This is a genomic window from Xanthomonas fragariae (assembly GCF_900183975.1).
Lineage (GTDB): Bacteria > Pseudomonadota > Gammaproteobacteria > Xanthomonadales > Xanthomonadaceae > Xanthomonas > Xanthomonas fragariae.
On sequence record NZ_LT853882.1, the window covers coordinates 2605893 to 2620264 of the forward strand.

Annotated in this window: 9 protein-coding genes, 3 tRNA genes and 3 pseudogenes; 6 read left to right on the plus strand and 9 right to left on the minus strand. The window is 60.9% G+C overall.

Going from position 1 to position 14372, the window contains the following annotated elements; translation table 11 throughout:
- Window positions 1-22: 22 nt before the first annotated feature.
- A complete protein-coding gene (locus PD885_RS12025) occupies window positions 23-2266 on the minus strand; it encodes a type VI secretion system Vgr family protein (RefSeq protein ID WP_088056907.1) in 2244 nt (747 codons plus the stop codon).
- Window positions 2267-2572: 306 nt separating this feature from the next.
- Between PD885_RS12025 and PD885_RS12030 the strand changes: the two are divergent.
- The 5 genes and pseudogenes from PD885_RS12030 to PD885_RS12050 all read left to right on the plus strand — a co-directional run bounded on the left by PD885_RS12030 (window position 2573) and on the right by PD885_RS12050 (window position 6650).
- Window positions 2573-3392: pseudogene (locus PD885_RS12030) on the plus strand (IS5 family transposase).
- Between the two features lie 62 nt (window positions 3393-3454).
- Window positions 3455-4384: pseudogene (locus PD885_RS12035) on the plus strand (IS5 family transposase); the annotation flags it as partial.
- Window positions 4385-4594: 210 nt separating this feature from the next.
- The gene (locus PD885_RS12040) at window positions 4595-5401 is read left to right on the plus strand and encodes an IS5 family transposase (protein WP_002801519.1); all 807 of its coding nucleotides are present in this window, start codon (window positions 4595-4597) and stop codon (window positions 5399-5401) included.
- Between the two features lie 85 nt (window positions 5402-5486).
- Window positions 5487-6293, plus strand: a complete 807-nt coding sequence (locus tag PD885_RS12045) for an IS5 family transposase (protein ID WP_002802516.1) — start codon at window positions 5487-5489, stop codon at window positions 6291-6293.
- A gap of 132 nt (window positions 6294-6425) precedes the next feature.
- A complete protein-coding gene (locus PD885_RS12050) occupies window positions 6426-6650 on the plus strand; it encodes a LysR substrate-binding domain-containing protein (RefSeq protein ID WP_231895749.1) in 225 nt (74 codons plus the stop codon).
- A 57-nt stretch (window positions 6651-6707) separates the two neighbouring features.
- Here PD885_RS12050 and PD885_RS12055 read toward each other — a convergent pair whose 3' ends face one another.
- On the minus strand, window positions 6708-7049 hold the full coding sequence (locus PD885_RS12055; RefSeq protein ID WP_002802180.1) for an XVIPCD domain-containing protein: 342 nt from the start codon (window positions 7047-7049) through the stop codon (window positions 6708-6710).
- Window positions 7050-8957 (minus strand): annotated as a pseudogene (locus PD885_RS12060) (tyrosine-type recombinase/integrase).
- Window positions 8958-9010: 53 nt separating this feature from the next.
- Here PD885_RS12060 and PD885_RS12065 point away from each other — a divergent pair.
- Window positions 9011-9809 (plus strand): IS5 family transposase gene (locus PD885_RS12065; protein ID WP_088056611.1). Its coding sequence is split into 2 segments (ribosomal slippage): window positions 9011-9282 and window positions 9281-9809, totalling 801 coding nucleotides; the frame shifts between segments, so codons are not numbered across the junction.
- Between the two features lie 225 nt (window positions 9810-10034).
- Here PD885_RS12065 and PD885_RS12070 read toward each other — a convergent pair.
- The 6 genes from PD885_RS12070 to PD885_RS12095 form a co-directional block, all read right to left on the minus strand.
- A tRNA-Gly gene (locus PD885_RS12070) sits at window positions 10035-10110 on the minus strand.
- A gap of 81 nt (window positions 10111-10191) precedes the next feature.
- Window positions 10192-10265, minus strand: a tRNA-Cys gene (locus PD885_RS12075).
- A gap of 68 nt (window positions 10266-10333) precedes the next feature.
- Window positions 10334-10409 (minus strand) — tRNA-Gly (locus PD885_RS12080).
- 36 nt (window positions 10410-10445) lie between these two features.
- Window positions 10446-11078, minus strand: coding sequence for a CDP-diacylglycerol--glycerol-3-phosphate 3-phosphatidyltransferase (pgsA, locus tag PD885_RS12085; RefSeq protein WP_002802183.1), 633 nt, complete (start codon window positions 11076-11078; stop codon window positions 10446-10448).
- Window positions 11078-12934, minus strand: a complete 1857-nt coding sequence (uvrC, locus tag PD885_RS12090) for an excinuclease ABC subunit UvrC (RefSeq protein ID WP_002802186.1) — start codon at window positions 12932-12934, stop codon at window positions 11078-11080. Before uvrC ends, pgsA begins: the two co-directional genes overlap by 1 nt.
- Window positions 12931-14349 (minus strand): NHL repeat-containing thioredoxin family protein, encoded by a 1419-nt coding sequence (locus tag PD885_RS12095; RefSeq protein WP_002802190.1) that lies wholly within the window; start codon window positions 14347-14349, stop codon window positions 12931-12933. The genes uvrC and PD885_RS12095 overlap by 4 nt, the downstream gene beginning before the upstream one ends.
- Window positions 14350-14372 lie beyond the last annotated feature (23 nt).

Below are 14372 nucleotides of genomic sequence, written 5' to 3' on the forward strand. Positions count from 1 at the left end.
GCTTCGGGTGCCCTCCCAGGTTTCAGCAGTTCAGCTTGATTTCCGAGCCGTTGACCGACACCCCGGAGCCGTCGATGACGATCACCGAACCGCCGGCGGAAATGGTGATCTTCTCGCCGAGGATCTCGATCGCCGCGCCGCCCACCGTCGCGGTGAGGTTGCTGCCCGAGGCCAGGGTCATGTTGCCGTTGGACATCAACATGTGGGTGCCGGTGATGCTCTGCTCCATGTCGCCTTGGACGCTGACCGTGCGTGCGCCGACGTTGGCGTCCTCCACGGCGCCCTGCACACTGCGTTTGTCCAGGCCGGTGATGCTGACCTCGCGCCCGGCGCTCAGCTGCTCGGTGACCTTGCCGATCACCTGGCGCAGCGAGGTCTGGGTGACGGTCTCCTTCCACGCGCCGGTGCGCTGGCTGGTGTAGTTGCCGGTCAGGGTGGTGGAGAAATTGCCGGTGATGGTTTCGGTGTAGCCGGCCGCGGCGATGGTCTTGGTCTCGCCGGCCCGGTAGGTCTCGGTGACCGCGCCGGTGACGCTGGTGCTGCGCGTGCCGGTGACGCCCAGCGTGTCGTTGCCGGTCACGGTGATGCCGCGGTTGGCGCCGACGCTGATGCTCTGGTTGGAGCCCACGTCCATGCGGTGGTCGACCGCCACGCTGGTGCTCTTGTTGTTCTTCACCGTCGCGTTCTGGTCGTTGAGCACGGTGGTGACCATGTCGCGCTGCGCGCGCATGTTCAACAGCTCGCCGCCGGCGGTATCGTGCATGGTCATTTCGTTGTAGCCGCCGCCTTTGACCGTCTTGGACTTCAGGCCGCTGACCTCCATGCCGAACGGCGGCATGTTGTCTTCGTTGAACACGCGGCCGGTGATGATCGGCCGGTCCGGATCGCCATCGAGGAAATCCACCACCACCTCCTGGCCCACGCGCGGCGGCGACACGCCGCCCATATCGGCGCCAGCCCACGGACTGGCGCTACGGATCCAGCACGAGCTGTTCTCGCGAAACTGGCCCTTGCGGTCCCAGTGGAACTGCACCTTCACTCGCCCGTAGCGGTCGGCGTACAACTCCTCGCCCGGCGGGCCGACCACGGTGGCGGTCTGCGGGCCGGGCATGCGCTGCTGCGGCGTGTCGCGCAGCGGCCGGTACGGGATCTTGCGCCGCAGCGCGGTGGCGCTGCAGAGATAGGTCGGCGCTTCGGCCTGGCTGTAGTCGCTGGAGAAGTTGTTGCGGCCTTCGCGATGCAGCTGCACGACGAAGAACTGTCGGTCGTCCTCGCTGCGGCCAATGAAATCTGGATGCCGTTCAAGGGTGAAACACCCTCCGGCCTGCAGCTCGGTACTATTGCCGGCGCCTTCGAACAACTTGGTGGGCCACACCGCTTCCTCGCTACGGATCGCCGCCAACGCATCGCCGACGCGGCTGTCGGCGAAACGCGCCGCGCCGTAGTAGTGGTAGCGCTCCAGCTCCGGGAGCGCGCCGACCGGGATCGACCGCGCCTTGCTGGCCGACAGCGCAGTACGCGGCTGCTTGAAATCGAAGCTACTCACCGCATGCGCGGTGGGGCCGACCCGGCGCCGCGCCGACCAGCTGTGCAAGCCGGGCGTCCGCAGCACGCCCTGGTCGGACACGAACGCCACAGGCGCCGGCTCGCCCAGTGCCGTGGAGGCGGTGGAATCGTCGGCCAGCAGCATCGTGTGCGCGCCATCGGCGTGCACGAACGTGTAGTAGATGCCGGCGTCCTCCAACAGGCGGGAGACGAAGGTGAAATCCGATTCGTTGTACTGCACGCAATACGACAGCTTGGGGAAGTTGCCGGCATTCAACTCGTACTTGTAGTCGGCCAGCTGGGGGTATTCGCCGAACACCTGCTCGACGATCTCCAGCACGCTCAGATCCTGGAAGATGCGGCAATTGCTGGTGTACTGCAAAAACGCGAACCACGGAGCGACCTCGGCGCGGTACGCGGCCAATTCGCCTTCGGCGCCGATCAGCGCGAACTCCTTGACGTAACCGTGCACGACGCGGTCGTCGAACTCGTCGCCCAGGCTGAGCTGGATCGGCTGGCCGACCAGTTGCTTCAGTTCCAGGCGTCGCTGCGCGGACAGCAGGTCGACGGCGAACGCATAGGGCGCCGATACCGTCTCCGTGCCTTCGAAGCGTTTGACGATGAAGGTGTGCGGATCCAGCGCGGTGGTGACCCGGATCAGGCGCCGATCCTGGTTCAGACGTAGCGCGGCAACTCCACTGGATATCACTTCGGCATGCACGGCACCTCTCCTGATCCGTTCCATCGCGAACGTAGCCGATACGGCACCGCTCGCCAATCTCCATAACTCTCGCTTCACTGACTTGCAGGCTCGTCGATCGCCGCAACATGCAGGCAAAGAGCCCCTCGCTGCGAAATGCGTGCGACGGCGGGCGGCGCGACCAACAGCCGGACTTTGCCTGATCGCGCATGCCGGCGCCAGCATTTTTGCCGGAGGAGCGCCCGCCGGGCCTCAAAAATGAAAGCATTAAGAGTTGTGCAAGCTAGTTAGAACCGCTAACAAAACCTCTTGAATGCTGTATTGGCAGTGGCAAAATGGGGTCATGGCAAGACACAAACAGATCCAATTGCGCTGTGGAAGCGCATCGAGCCACTGATTCCGCAAGTCAAGCGTTCTCCTAAAGGGGGTCGGCCTCGTATCAGTGATCAGCAGGCCCTCAACGGCATCGTCTATGTGTTGCGAACGGGCATCGCGTGGGAAGACCTGCCTGTGGAACTGGGCTATGGCAGCGGCATGACCTGCTGGCGGCGGTTGCGTGATTGGCAAGCCAGCGGGGTGTGGCATCGTCTGCATCAGGCGTTACTGGCTGAGCTACGTCGCGCCGAGAAGCTGGATCTGAGCCGAGCAAGCCTGGACGCCGCCAGCGTGGCTTCCCCCCGGGGGGCTCGTATACAGGGCCAAATCCAACCGATCGCGGCAAACTCGCAGCAAACGGCATCTGATCGTTGATCGAAACTGCGTGCCGCCGGCTGTCTGCGTCACCGGTGCCAATCGACATGACTCGGTCGTCTTCGAGGAGTTGCTTGATGCCTTGCCTGCGATCGGCGGAAAACCAGGGCGTCCGCGACGCTGGCCTGGCAAACTGCATGCCGACAAAGCCTACGACATTCAACGTTGTCGCGACTTCCTCAAACAGCGCGGCATTATTGCGCGGATTGCACGCAAGGGCATCGAACGCAACGACCGGTTGGGCCGTCATCGCTGGGTCGTCGAACGCACACATGCCTGGTTCGCAAGCATGGGTAAATTGCGCATCCGCTTTGAACGTCGCATCGATATCCACTTGGCGTTGCTTTCGCTCGCATCCTCCATCATCTGCTTACGCCTTCTTCCTTGGTTTTGTTAGGGAACCTCTGAACAACGCACTTCAAATGCGCGACACTACACACCTACGTTGAGGAGTCATCCATGCAACTGACGTTCGGTGACGCTGAAGGTTTGGGCAAGCGCAAGCAGACTCGCCGCGAGATCTTCCTGGCCGAGATGGAGCAGGTGGTTCCGTGGAGGCATTTGCTCGGACTGATCGCGCCGCACTATCCGGTGTCGGGGCGGCCTGGTCGACAGCCGTACGCACTGGCGACGATGTTGCGGATTCATTTGCTGCAGCAGTGGTATGCGTTGAGCGATCCGGCGATGGAAGAAGCGTTGCACGAGATCCGGACCTTGCGCCGTTTTGCCCGGCTCGGCGGTTTGGACAATGTTCCCGACGAGACCACGATTCTCAACTTTCGCCGCTTGCTGGAAACCCATGGCCTTGCAGCGCGGATGCTGGAGGCCGTCAACGCGGATCTGGTGCGCAAGGGTCAGAGCCTGCGGTCCGGCACGATCGTCGATGCAACCCTGATCGCTGCGCCCAGTTCGACCAAGAACACCGACCGCGCGCGCGACCCTGAAATGCATCAGACCAAGAAAGGCAATCAGTGGTATTTCGGGATGAAGGCACCCATCGGCGTGGATGAGTTTTCCGGGCTGGTGCACTACGTCCGTTGTACGGCTGCCAATGTGGCCGATGTCACGGTGACCCACGCATTGCTGCACGGCAAAGAAGACAGTGTGTTCGGCGACAGCGGCTACACCGGTGCGGACAAACGCGAAGAACTGCAGACCTGCAAGGCTGGTTTTTTCATTGCCGCCAAGCGTTCGACGATTCAAGCCATTGGCAACAAACGCGAGCGCCGCCAGGAAGAACGTTGGGAATACTTCAAAGCAAGTGTGCGTGCGAAGGTGGAGCATCCATTCCGCGTGATCAAACGCCAGTTTGGCTACACCAAGGTCCGCTATCGCGGCTTGGCCAAGAACACCGCGCATGTGCTGACCCTGTTCGCACTATCCAATCTGTAGATGGTGCGCCGGCAGTTGCTGCCGGCCAGGGGATAATGCTGCCTGGCGCCAGCCAACGCCGCAAGAAACCGTAGAAATCGTATCGTACGCATCAACTCTGTGCGCTATTGGCACGCAGCAGGCTCGAATTTTAGAGGTCTGGTGCGTTGTTCAGACCTTCCTTAGAGCGTGTTATGAACTTTGCCCTTGTCACGCTAACGTATACGGATGAAGCCTCGTAAGCCTTATTCCACCGATATTTCCGACGAAGAATGGGCCTTTGCGGCTCCCTATTTGACGCTGATGGACGTGCAGGCACCGCAGCGCAAGTATGAGCTACGCGCGATGTTCAACGCACTGCGGTGGATCGCGCGCGCCGGCGCACCATGGCGATTGCTTCCCAACGATTTTCCGCCCTGGGAAGCGGTGTATCAGCAAACACAGCGCTGGCTGCAAGCGGGCTGCTTTGAGGCCATGGTCAGTGATCTGCGCTCACTCTTGCGTGTGGCGCAAGGGAAAAAAGGCCAGCCGAGCGCGGTCATTTTCGATGCTCGCACGCTGCAGTCCACCTGCGAAAGCGGGCCGCGTGCTGGATACGATGGCTATAAACGCAAGAAAGGCAGCAAGGTACACATGGCCGTCGATACGCTTGGACATCTGCTCGCTGTCCAGGTGACGCCGGCTAATGAGCAGGAGCGCGCGCAAGTCCGATCGTTGGCACAAGAGGTACAACACGTGACCGGTGAAACGGTCAAGATCGCCTTTGTTGATCAGGGCTACACCGGTCAAGAACCGGCGCAGGCGGCCACGGAAGAAGGCATTGAGTTGCACGTGATCAAGCTGCAAGAAGCGAAAAAAGGCTTTGTCTTGCTGCCGCGCCGTTGGGTTGTCGAGCGCAGCTTCGGATGGGCCAATCGTTTCAGACGGCTGGCACGCGACTACGAGCGATTGCCGGAAACCTTGGCCGGTTTGCACTTCGTCGTCTTCACGATCCTGATGCTTGGAAATGCAGCCACCCTCTTTCAAAGTTCATAACACGCTCTAGCGCATCAAGCCATTTCATTAGGTGCGGCCTTAGAGCGTGTTATGAACTTTGCCCTTGTCACGCTAACGTATACGGATGAAGCCTCGTAAGCCTTATTCCACCGATATTTCCGACGAAGAATGGGCCTTTGCGGCTCCCTATTTGACGCTGATGGACGTGCAGGCACCGCAGCGCAAGTATGAGCTACGCGCGATGTTCAACGCACTGCGGTGGATCGCGCGCGCCGGCGCACCATGGCGATTGCTTCCCAACGATTTTCCGCCCTGGGAAGCGGTGTATCAACAAACACAGCGCTGGCTGCAAGCGGGCTGCTTTGAGGCCATGGTCAGTGATCTGCGCTCACTCTTGCGTGTGGCGCAAGGGAAAAAAGGCCAGCCGAGCGCGGTCATTTTCGATGCTCGCACGCTGCAGTCCACCTGCGAAAGCGGGCCGCGTGCTGGATACGATGGCTATAAACGCAAGAAAGGCAGCAAGGTACACATGGCCGTCGATACGCTTGGACATCTGCTCGCTGTCCAGGTGACGCCGGCTAATGAGCAGGAGCGCGCGCAAGTCCGATCGTTGGCACAAGAGGTACAACACGTGACCGGTGAAACGGTCAAGATCGCCTTTGTTGATCAGGGCTACACCGGTCAAGAACCGGCGCAGGCGGCCACGGAAGAAGGCATTGAGTTGCAAGTGATCAAGCTGCAAGAAGCGAAAAAAGGCTTTGTCTTGCTGCCGCGCCGTTGGGTTGTCGAGCGCAGCTTCGGATGGGCCAATCGTTTCAGACGGCTGGCACGCGACTACGAGCGATTGCCGGAAACCTTGGCCGGTTTGCACTTCGTCGTCTTCACGATCCTGATGCTTGGAAATGCAGCCACCCTCTTTCAAAGTTCATAACACGCTCTAAGCTACCCACTTATCTGTTGGTACTCGAACGCTTGCGCTGAAGGGTTTTATAACGAGGCAGCAACGGATTATTACGGGGCTCATCTATGCTGTACCTCAGTAACTTCTTTCGATTTTCTGGCGGTGCTCGTAGCCGCGGGATATGGCATCGGTATCGCGCCGCAGAGCTGCATCATCAATGCCCGTAATCGGGGTATCGTAATGCGTCCGATCCTCGGCACTCCGCAATGGTCCTACACCTGTCTTTTTCGGCCTGCAGCTGCTCTCTCGCCTGCAACTGAAAGGTTTGTCGAGCGCGCATCTCGGATTGCAATATCCACTGAAAGCGAATGCTCTCGGCGAAAATAGCTGAAGTGAGATAAAGCGTTTACGTCCGGGATTCACACCGACATATTGGCAACGCTGCTACAAAGACGGCACAGTTGTACGTTGCCGTGCTTCCTGCTCCGGGATCTGGTGTGGAGGTTGCTGTTGCGCGCGCTCCTGTGCCGATCCACTGCTTTGCAGTGTTTGCACCTTTTCGAATGACTGCTCAACTGGGGTCTGTATCGCTTCCTTAGTCGGCATGTAAGCACGCAGTGCTGCAGGATTGTCTGACGCGCCATGCAGAATGAAGATTTTTTCGCCAGCCGCTGCGGCGCTGGTCCTTTGGCTCAGGGCGATTTCGTCAACACTACTGAAATTGTTTTGCTTGGCGAGCGCGTAAACACTGGCGCTGATGCGGTCAACAGGCCGCAGCGTTGGCAATCAAACGCCTTCAAACACCGCCCCGCCATCCACCATCCGGCGAACGCTCTCAGGGATAGCCTGCGGTGAGACGGTCTCGGAGGCATCTGGATGATGTTGGTCACCCATGATGGTCCGAACGATCGCGACCACGTTGGTCGGCGTGACTACATCGATCGCTGCACGATCACCAAGATCCGTGTGCGCTCTGGTCAGCATTAGGAACAGGTCCCACGAGTCCGCTCCTTGGCACAGATTCATGAGGACCTGGGTCAGCTTGTGCTTGAGTGGCATCAGTTGCCAATCGGGAACACGCTGCCCTCGATTACCCAGGCTAATGGACAGCAGCTTGCCTGCCTTCAGTTCGCGGTTGATCTGGTCCTTGGACTTACCGGCCAGCTTGCCGAACAGCGGCACCGGCAGGCAGCTAGGCGACTCGTACATGGCCAGCATTTCTTCACGCTCGCGCTGGATTGCGAACGCTTCCGGTTCCGGCGTTCGAGTGGGGGGCGGAGGCACCTGCGACAGCCGCTGGAAGGTAGTTCCCTCAGTACTTGGCATCACAACGATCGGCGTGGACGACACGGCGGCTTTAGCAGAAACAGCGGCGATGGCCGCCGGCTCTTCCGCCATCGCTGGCACCCCTTCGATATGGATGGTTAGATGTGCACTGGCAGCTTCCACTTGGCCCTGTTCGAGCAGGTCAAGACGGTCGGCCCAATCCTGCATCATCCGGCGGCGCGGCTCGACATACTTGGCGTGGTTATAGGCCTAACTCACCTTGTTCGGATCGGAGTGCGAAAGCTGCGCGTCCACCCAAATCTTGGGATAGCCGATCTCGTTGAGCGCCGTAGAAATCGTTCCCCGAATGCCATGGCCGGTCAGTTGGGCGTCGTAGCCCATTCGTTTCAAGGCAGCGTTGAGGGTGTTCTCACTGATGCGCTTCTTGAATTCGCTGCGGTGCGCCAGCAGATGCTTCTGGGCAGGCCGCATTACGCCCAGCAGGTAGCGCACTATCTCGACCGCCTGGACAGACAGAGGCACGATGTAAGGCGGTATGTCATGCGGACGCTTGCCGGCCTTGCGCATCTCGTCCTGAAGCTGCTTGACGATCTGCGGCGGAATAATCCACAGACCGCGGTCGAGGTCGAACTGGTCCGGTGTAGCCAGTCGCAGTTCGCCCGTGCGCGCCCCGGTCAGGAACAGCAGTCGAATGCCGAGCTGCGTCTGCCAGCCACGCTGGTTGTAGAGCCTGAGCTTCTGGAGGAAGTCGGGCAGTTCGGGCAGACGCAGGTAGGGGTTGTGGCTCACCGGCGGCTTGGGCTCGGCCACCACGTCGAGGTCGGTGGCCGGATTGGCCTCCATGCCCTCGACAATGACCAGGGCGTAGCGGAACAACTGGCTCAGCCAAGTGCGGACCTTCTCGGCAGTGGTGAAAGCCTTGCGCCGCTCGATCCGCGCCAGGACGCCCAGGAGTTGAGGTCGGCGAATGTCGTAGATCGACATCCTCTCAAGGCTGGGCAGCACGTCCTTTCCGAAGATTCTCTGGATCTGCGACAACGTGCTTTTTCTGCCTTCCTTGAGTTCCTTCGCGCGATGCTCGACCCAGGCATCGAAGACGGCCTTGAACGTGTAGTCCGAGGCTAGCTTGATAGCGCGTCGCTTCTGTTTGCGGTCAGTATGGGGATTGATGCCCTTCGCCGCGAGCGCTCGGGCTTCATCACGCAAGGTGCGTGCTTCGCGCAGTCCGACCTCGGGGTAGTTGCCCAAAGAGATGCGCTTTTGCTTGCCGAGCCAGTAGTAGCGCAGATGCCACGATTTGCCGCCGGTGGGAGCGACCACCAGGCCGAGGCCGTCGGTGTCGGGGATGCTGTAAGTTTTCTCGGCGGCCTTGGCTTGCCGCACGGTCAGATCAGAGAGTGCCATCATCAAACTCCTAAGAACCTGTTCACGATCTTTCCTGATTGGTGCAGACTCTGCGGATGCGCCAAAAAACCTATCCGAGCGACATGAGCCGGGAGCGTTTCGAACACATCCTCCCGATCCTGGAACAAGCGCGCAAGCGCACCAAGCCACGCCGAGTGGATATGTATGAGGTGTGGTGCGCAGTGTTGTACGTGCTGCGAACCGGTTGCCAATGGCGAGCGCTACCCAGCGACTTTCCGAAGTGGCGGACCGTGCACGCGTACTTTGCCAAGTGGAGCGAGTGCGACGATGAAGGAGTGAGCCTGCTGGAGCGGGCGCTCAAAAAATCAGGTTGGCGTGGCCCGCCAGAAACAGGAGCGCAACATCTTCAGCAGGTTCTTGATCGTGGACGCGCAGAGCGTCAAGAACACGGACACAGCCGGGCAAAAGGGATATGACGCGGGCAAAAAGGTGTCGGGCATCAAGCGGCATATCGCTGTTGATACCCAGGGGTTGCCCCATGCCATCGCGGTGACGACGGCGGAGGTGACCGACCGCAAAGGTGCGCTGCAGGCGCTGGAGCGCTGTCAGTCAAACTTGACGCATGTACAAAGCCTGCTGTGCGACAGTGGTTACACCGGAGTACCGTTTGCCGAAGGCGTGCGAGAGATTCTAGGCGAGCAGCTCACGGTGCAGATTGCCAAGCGCAGCGAACTGCACACCTTCAAGGTCATGCCCAAGCGCTGGATCGTCGAGCGCAGTTTTGCCTGGCTGGAGAAAAACCGAAGGCTGTGGAAGAACTGCGAGCGCAAACTCAACACCAGCTTGCAGTTCATCCATCTGGCCTTCTTGGCGCTTCTACTCAAAAGATCGTGAACAGGCTCTGAGTCATGAGACTTAGGCTCAATGCTGCTGGTCATCCCGATCCAACCCCAGCAACAACCCGAAACCGGCACCGCCCACATTCTTTGGCCTCAATTTTGGCCTCAAAAACGCTGGCTGTTGGTGGATGTCCGTGGCGTTTGCTGGAATCAAAAAAGGAGCTGAAGCTCCTCTTTTCAACGACCTACAGATGCCAGTGGAAGTCTGTAGATCAATATTTGGAGCGGGAAACGAGACTCGAACTCGCGACCTCAACCTTGGCAAGGTTGCGCTCTACCAACTGAGCTATTCCCGCGTGGAGCCAAATTGTACAGCTTGTCAACTTCGTTGCGCTAGCCCTGTCACGTTGCCTATGAGAGAAACAACGCATGCAACGTGGAGGCCTGGGCCGGAATTGAACCGGCGTACGCGGATTTGCAGTCCGCTGCATAACCACTCTACCACCAGGCCGAAATATCAAACCCAAAGCTTCCTGCCTTGAAACAACGAGACTACTGACACGTGGCTCTGTTTACGGCTGGAGCGGGAAACGAGACTCGAACTCGCGACCTCAACCTTGGCAAGGTTGCGCTCTACCAACTGAGCTATTCCCGCTTGGGAGGCGAAATTCTACAGCGAACAGGATAGCTGTCAACTGTTGCTTTCAATTTTTTTCGGCTTGTTGCTGATCGCTGCTTTTTCATCGGCGCGCAGACTCGGCCATGCTGCCTGCAAATACTGGAATCCAGACCACAGCGTCAGCAGTGCGGCAATCGCCAGCGTCCAATAACCGGCCCGGAAGACCAGATTGCCGAGCCAGATTTCATGCGTGGGCATTTGCCCTGGCGTGACCGAATACAGCAAACACAGCAACGCGACCATTTGCGCGGTGGTTTTGACCTTGCCAATCGCCGCAACGCGCACCTTGGCGCGCTGGCCGATCTCGGCCATCCACTCGCGCAGCGCGGAGACGGCGATTTCGCGCCCGACGATGACTGCGGCCCAGAATGCCATCCACGGCGTCGGATGGCCTTGTACGATCAGAAACAGCGCCACCGCGACCATCAGCTTGTCGGCCACCGGGTCCAGGAATGCGCCAAACGCAGAATATTGGTGATAACGCCGCGCGACCCACCCATCCAGCCAGTCGGTGATGGCAGCCAGCCCGAACACGCCAGCGGACGCAACGTTCGTCCACGTATACGGCAAGTAGAACACCACGACCAACACCGGGATCATCAAGATCCTCAGCAGTGTCAGCCACGTGGGGACGGTCAACTTCATTACGGACTCGACTCGCCTGCCGCATCGGGAAGCGCCAGCCCGTGCAGGTTAGCGTAGATTCGCGCGGCAAGTGCGGCATTGACCCCCTCCACCCGCGCAATCTCCGCCTCGCCAGCGGCCTTGAGCCCGACCAAGCCGCCGAAATGCTTGAGCAGACTTGCCCGACGGCGTGGGCCGATGCCGGGGATATCTTCGAGCTTGCTCGTCATGCGCGCCTTTTGCCGGCGACCGCGGTGACCGGTGATCGCAAAGCGGTGCGCTTCGTCACGCACCTGCTGGATGAACTGCAGCGCCGGCGATGCCACGCCCGGGCGCAGTTCGCGGCCATCGGCCATGATCAGCGCCTCGTGCCCTGCCCTGCGCTCCTCGCCCTTGGCTACGCCGACCAGCGAAATGTTCTCAATCCCGAGGTCAGCGAGCGCGGCTTGCGCTTGTGCCAACTGACCAGCGCCGCCGTCGATCAGCAGCACATCGGGTAGCACGCCGTTCTCTTCCACTGCACGTCGAAACCGGCGTTCGATGGCCTGACGCATCGCGGCGTAGTCGTCGCCCGGGGTGATGCCAGAAATATTGAAACGCCGATACTGCCCGCGCACCGGTCCGCTGGCATCGAATACCACGCACGAGGCCACCGTCGCCTCGCCCATAGTGTGGCTGATGTCGAAGCACTCCACCCGTTTGACTTGCTCAGCAAGCCCGAGCATCTCGCGCAGCGCCTCGCTGCGAGCGTGCTGCGCGCTCTGGCTGGTGAGCTCGGACACTAGAGTCAGCTGCGCGTTGCGGGTGGCAAGCAGCAGATAGCCCGCACGCTCGCCACGCACGTTCCACTTCAGCGCCACCTTGTGTTCGGCCGCGGTGCTGAGCGCGGCCTCGATCAATTCGGACTCCGGAATCTCGCGATCAAGCAAAATCTCGCGCGGCGGCGAGTGTTCAGCGTAGTACTGCGACACGAACGCGCCCAGGATTTCGTCGGCGCTGTCTTCTCCATTGGTCTTGGGGAAAAACGAACGTGTGCCGAGATTACGGCCGTCGCGGAAGCTCAGCAGCAACACGCAGGCCTGACTGGATTGTGTGGCGCACGCCAGCACATCCAGATCGGCGGCGCGGCCGTCCACGTATTGACGGTTCTGCATGCTGCGCAGCGACGAGAGCAGGTCGCGCAGGCGCGCGGCGCGCTCGAATTCGAGCGCTTCGCTGGCTTGCTGCATCGACTGCATGATCTCTTCGCCGAGTTGGTCGCTCTTGCCTTCGAGAAACATCGTGGCGCGTCGTACCGACTCGGCATAGTCGGGCGCGACAACCAAGTTCACACACGGCGCGCTGCAGCGGCCGATTTGGTATTGCAGGCACGGCCGCGAGCGGTTGCGAAATACGCTGTCTTCGCAGCTGCGCAGCTTGAACAGTTTGTGCATCAGGCTCAGCGTCTCGCGCACGCCGGTGACGCCGGTATACGGGCCAAAATAACGCCCTTGCACGGCACGCGGGCCACGGTGCAGCGCAATCCGCGGCCAGTCTTCGCGCGTCAGTAGCACATAGGGATAACTTTTGTCGTCGCGCAGCGACACGTTGTAGCGCGGCGACAATGATTTGATCAGCTGGTTTTCCAGCAGCAGCGCCTCGGCTTCGCTGCGGGTGACGGTCACGTCCATGCGCGCAACCTGCGACAACATCGAGGTCAGCCGCGCATTTTTCGGGGTGCCGTTGAAATAGCTGCTAACGCGCTTGCGCAGCGCGCCAGCCTTGCCGACGTACAGCAAGGTGTCGTCGCCCGCATACATGCGATAGACGCCGGGCGCGGTGCTCAATTGCGCAGCAAACGCCTTTCCATCGAAATCGGCTTGGGGCCTTGCGCTCATTCGTCTATCGCAACATCACTCAGTGCGCCGCTTGCAAGGTCGTATCGCAACACAGCATGGGCGTCGGTCTCGGCGATCCAGACCGCACCGGCGGCGACCGCCAGCCCGGCCGGGCCATGCAGGCGCCGCGGCAGCTCGACCGTGGTCAACTCCCCGCCCCCCAGACGCAGGCAGCGCAAGCGGCCGTTGCCGGTGTCGGCGATCCACAGCATCGGCGAATCGTTGGCCAAGGCAATCGCTTGCGGAAATTGCAGGCGCGCGGTGCCGCGTGGACCGTCCTGGTCGCCGAACTGCCACAGGTCATGGCCGCCGACCAGGGTCTTCACCAGGTCGCCGCGCAATTGCATGGTGCGAATCGAGGACCCCAGTGCATCGCAGACATAGGCCACCTGCTGCACCGCCGCCAATCCGGCCGGTTGCGCGAACGCCGCAAGATGGCCGCTGCCGTCGCGGCTTTCAAGCGCGCCGGTGCCGGCACGCGCAGTTAATGCAGCGCGGCCCAGGTGATAACTCCAGATGCGGTTGTCGCCGGCCATGGCGATCAACACCTGGTTGTCGGCAACGGCGAGGCCTTGCGGATAGTTCAACGCAGATGCGCCGGCCGAGGCCAGCGGGCCTTCGACCGGCTCGCCGGAGCGCCCGGTGCCGCACAGCGTGTCGACTTGGCCATTGCGCAAGTTGATGCGCCGCAAGGCATGATTTCCGGTATCGGCGACATACAGCTGGTCGCGCTCCAATGCCAGACCTTGCGGACGCCGGAATGCCGCTTCGCCGACGCCGCCATCGATTAGATCGGCATTACCGTGACCGAACTGGCGCAGCACGCGGCCGCCATGCGTGCATTCGAGCACGCGGTGATGCCCGGTATCGGCGACGTAGAAGCGATCTTCGGTGGCGGCCAGGCTGGTTGGAAACCGCAGCGCCAGATGTGGTTCGGGTTCGCGCTCGGCTACGCCATACAGATCGGCATCAGACGGAGGCTGCTGGCCGTCGCACAAGGCGGTCAACGCCTTGTCGAGATCCCCGGTCACGCCCACCAGACGCTGGCGCTCGCGGCCGTAAGCATCCAGCAGCACCAGCGTAGGCCACGACACGATGCCGAAACGGCGCCAGGTTTCCCAATCCTTGTCGAGCAGGATCGGCGCGCTGACACCATGCCCGCGTAGCTGCTTGAGCGAGCGTTGCGGCAAGCGTTCACTGTCGAAACGCGGCACCTGCACCACGATCACCTGCAGGCGACCGGGGCTGCGCGCCTGCCAATGCGCAAGCTCGGCCAGGCGCTCGGCGCACCACACCGAGCTAGCATTGACGAACACCAGCACAAGCGCGCGGCCGCGATGCTCCTGCAAGGTGGATGGCCTGGCGTTGAGCCAAGTAGGAAATTCCGGCAGTTCCTGGATCAGCTGGGCATTCATCCAGTAATTATGCCCAAGCCCGA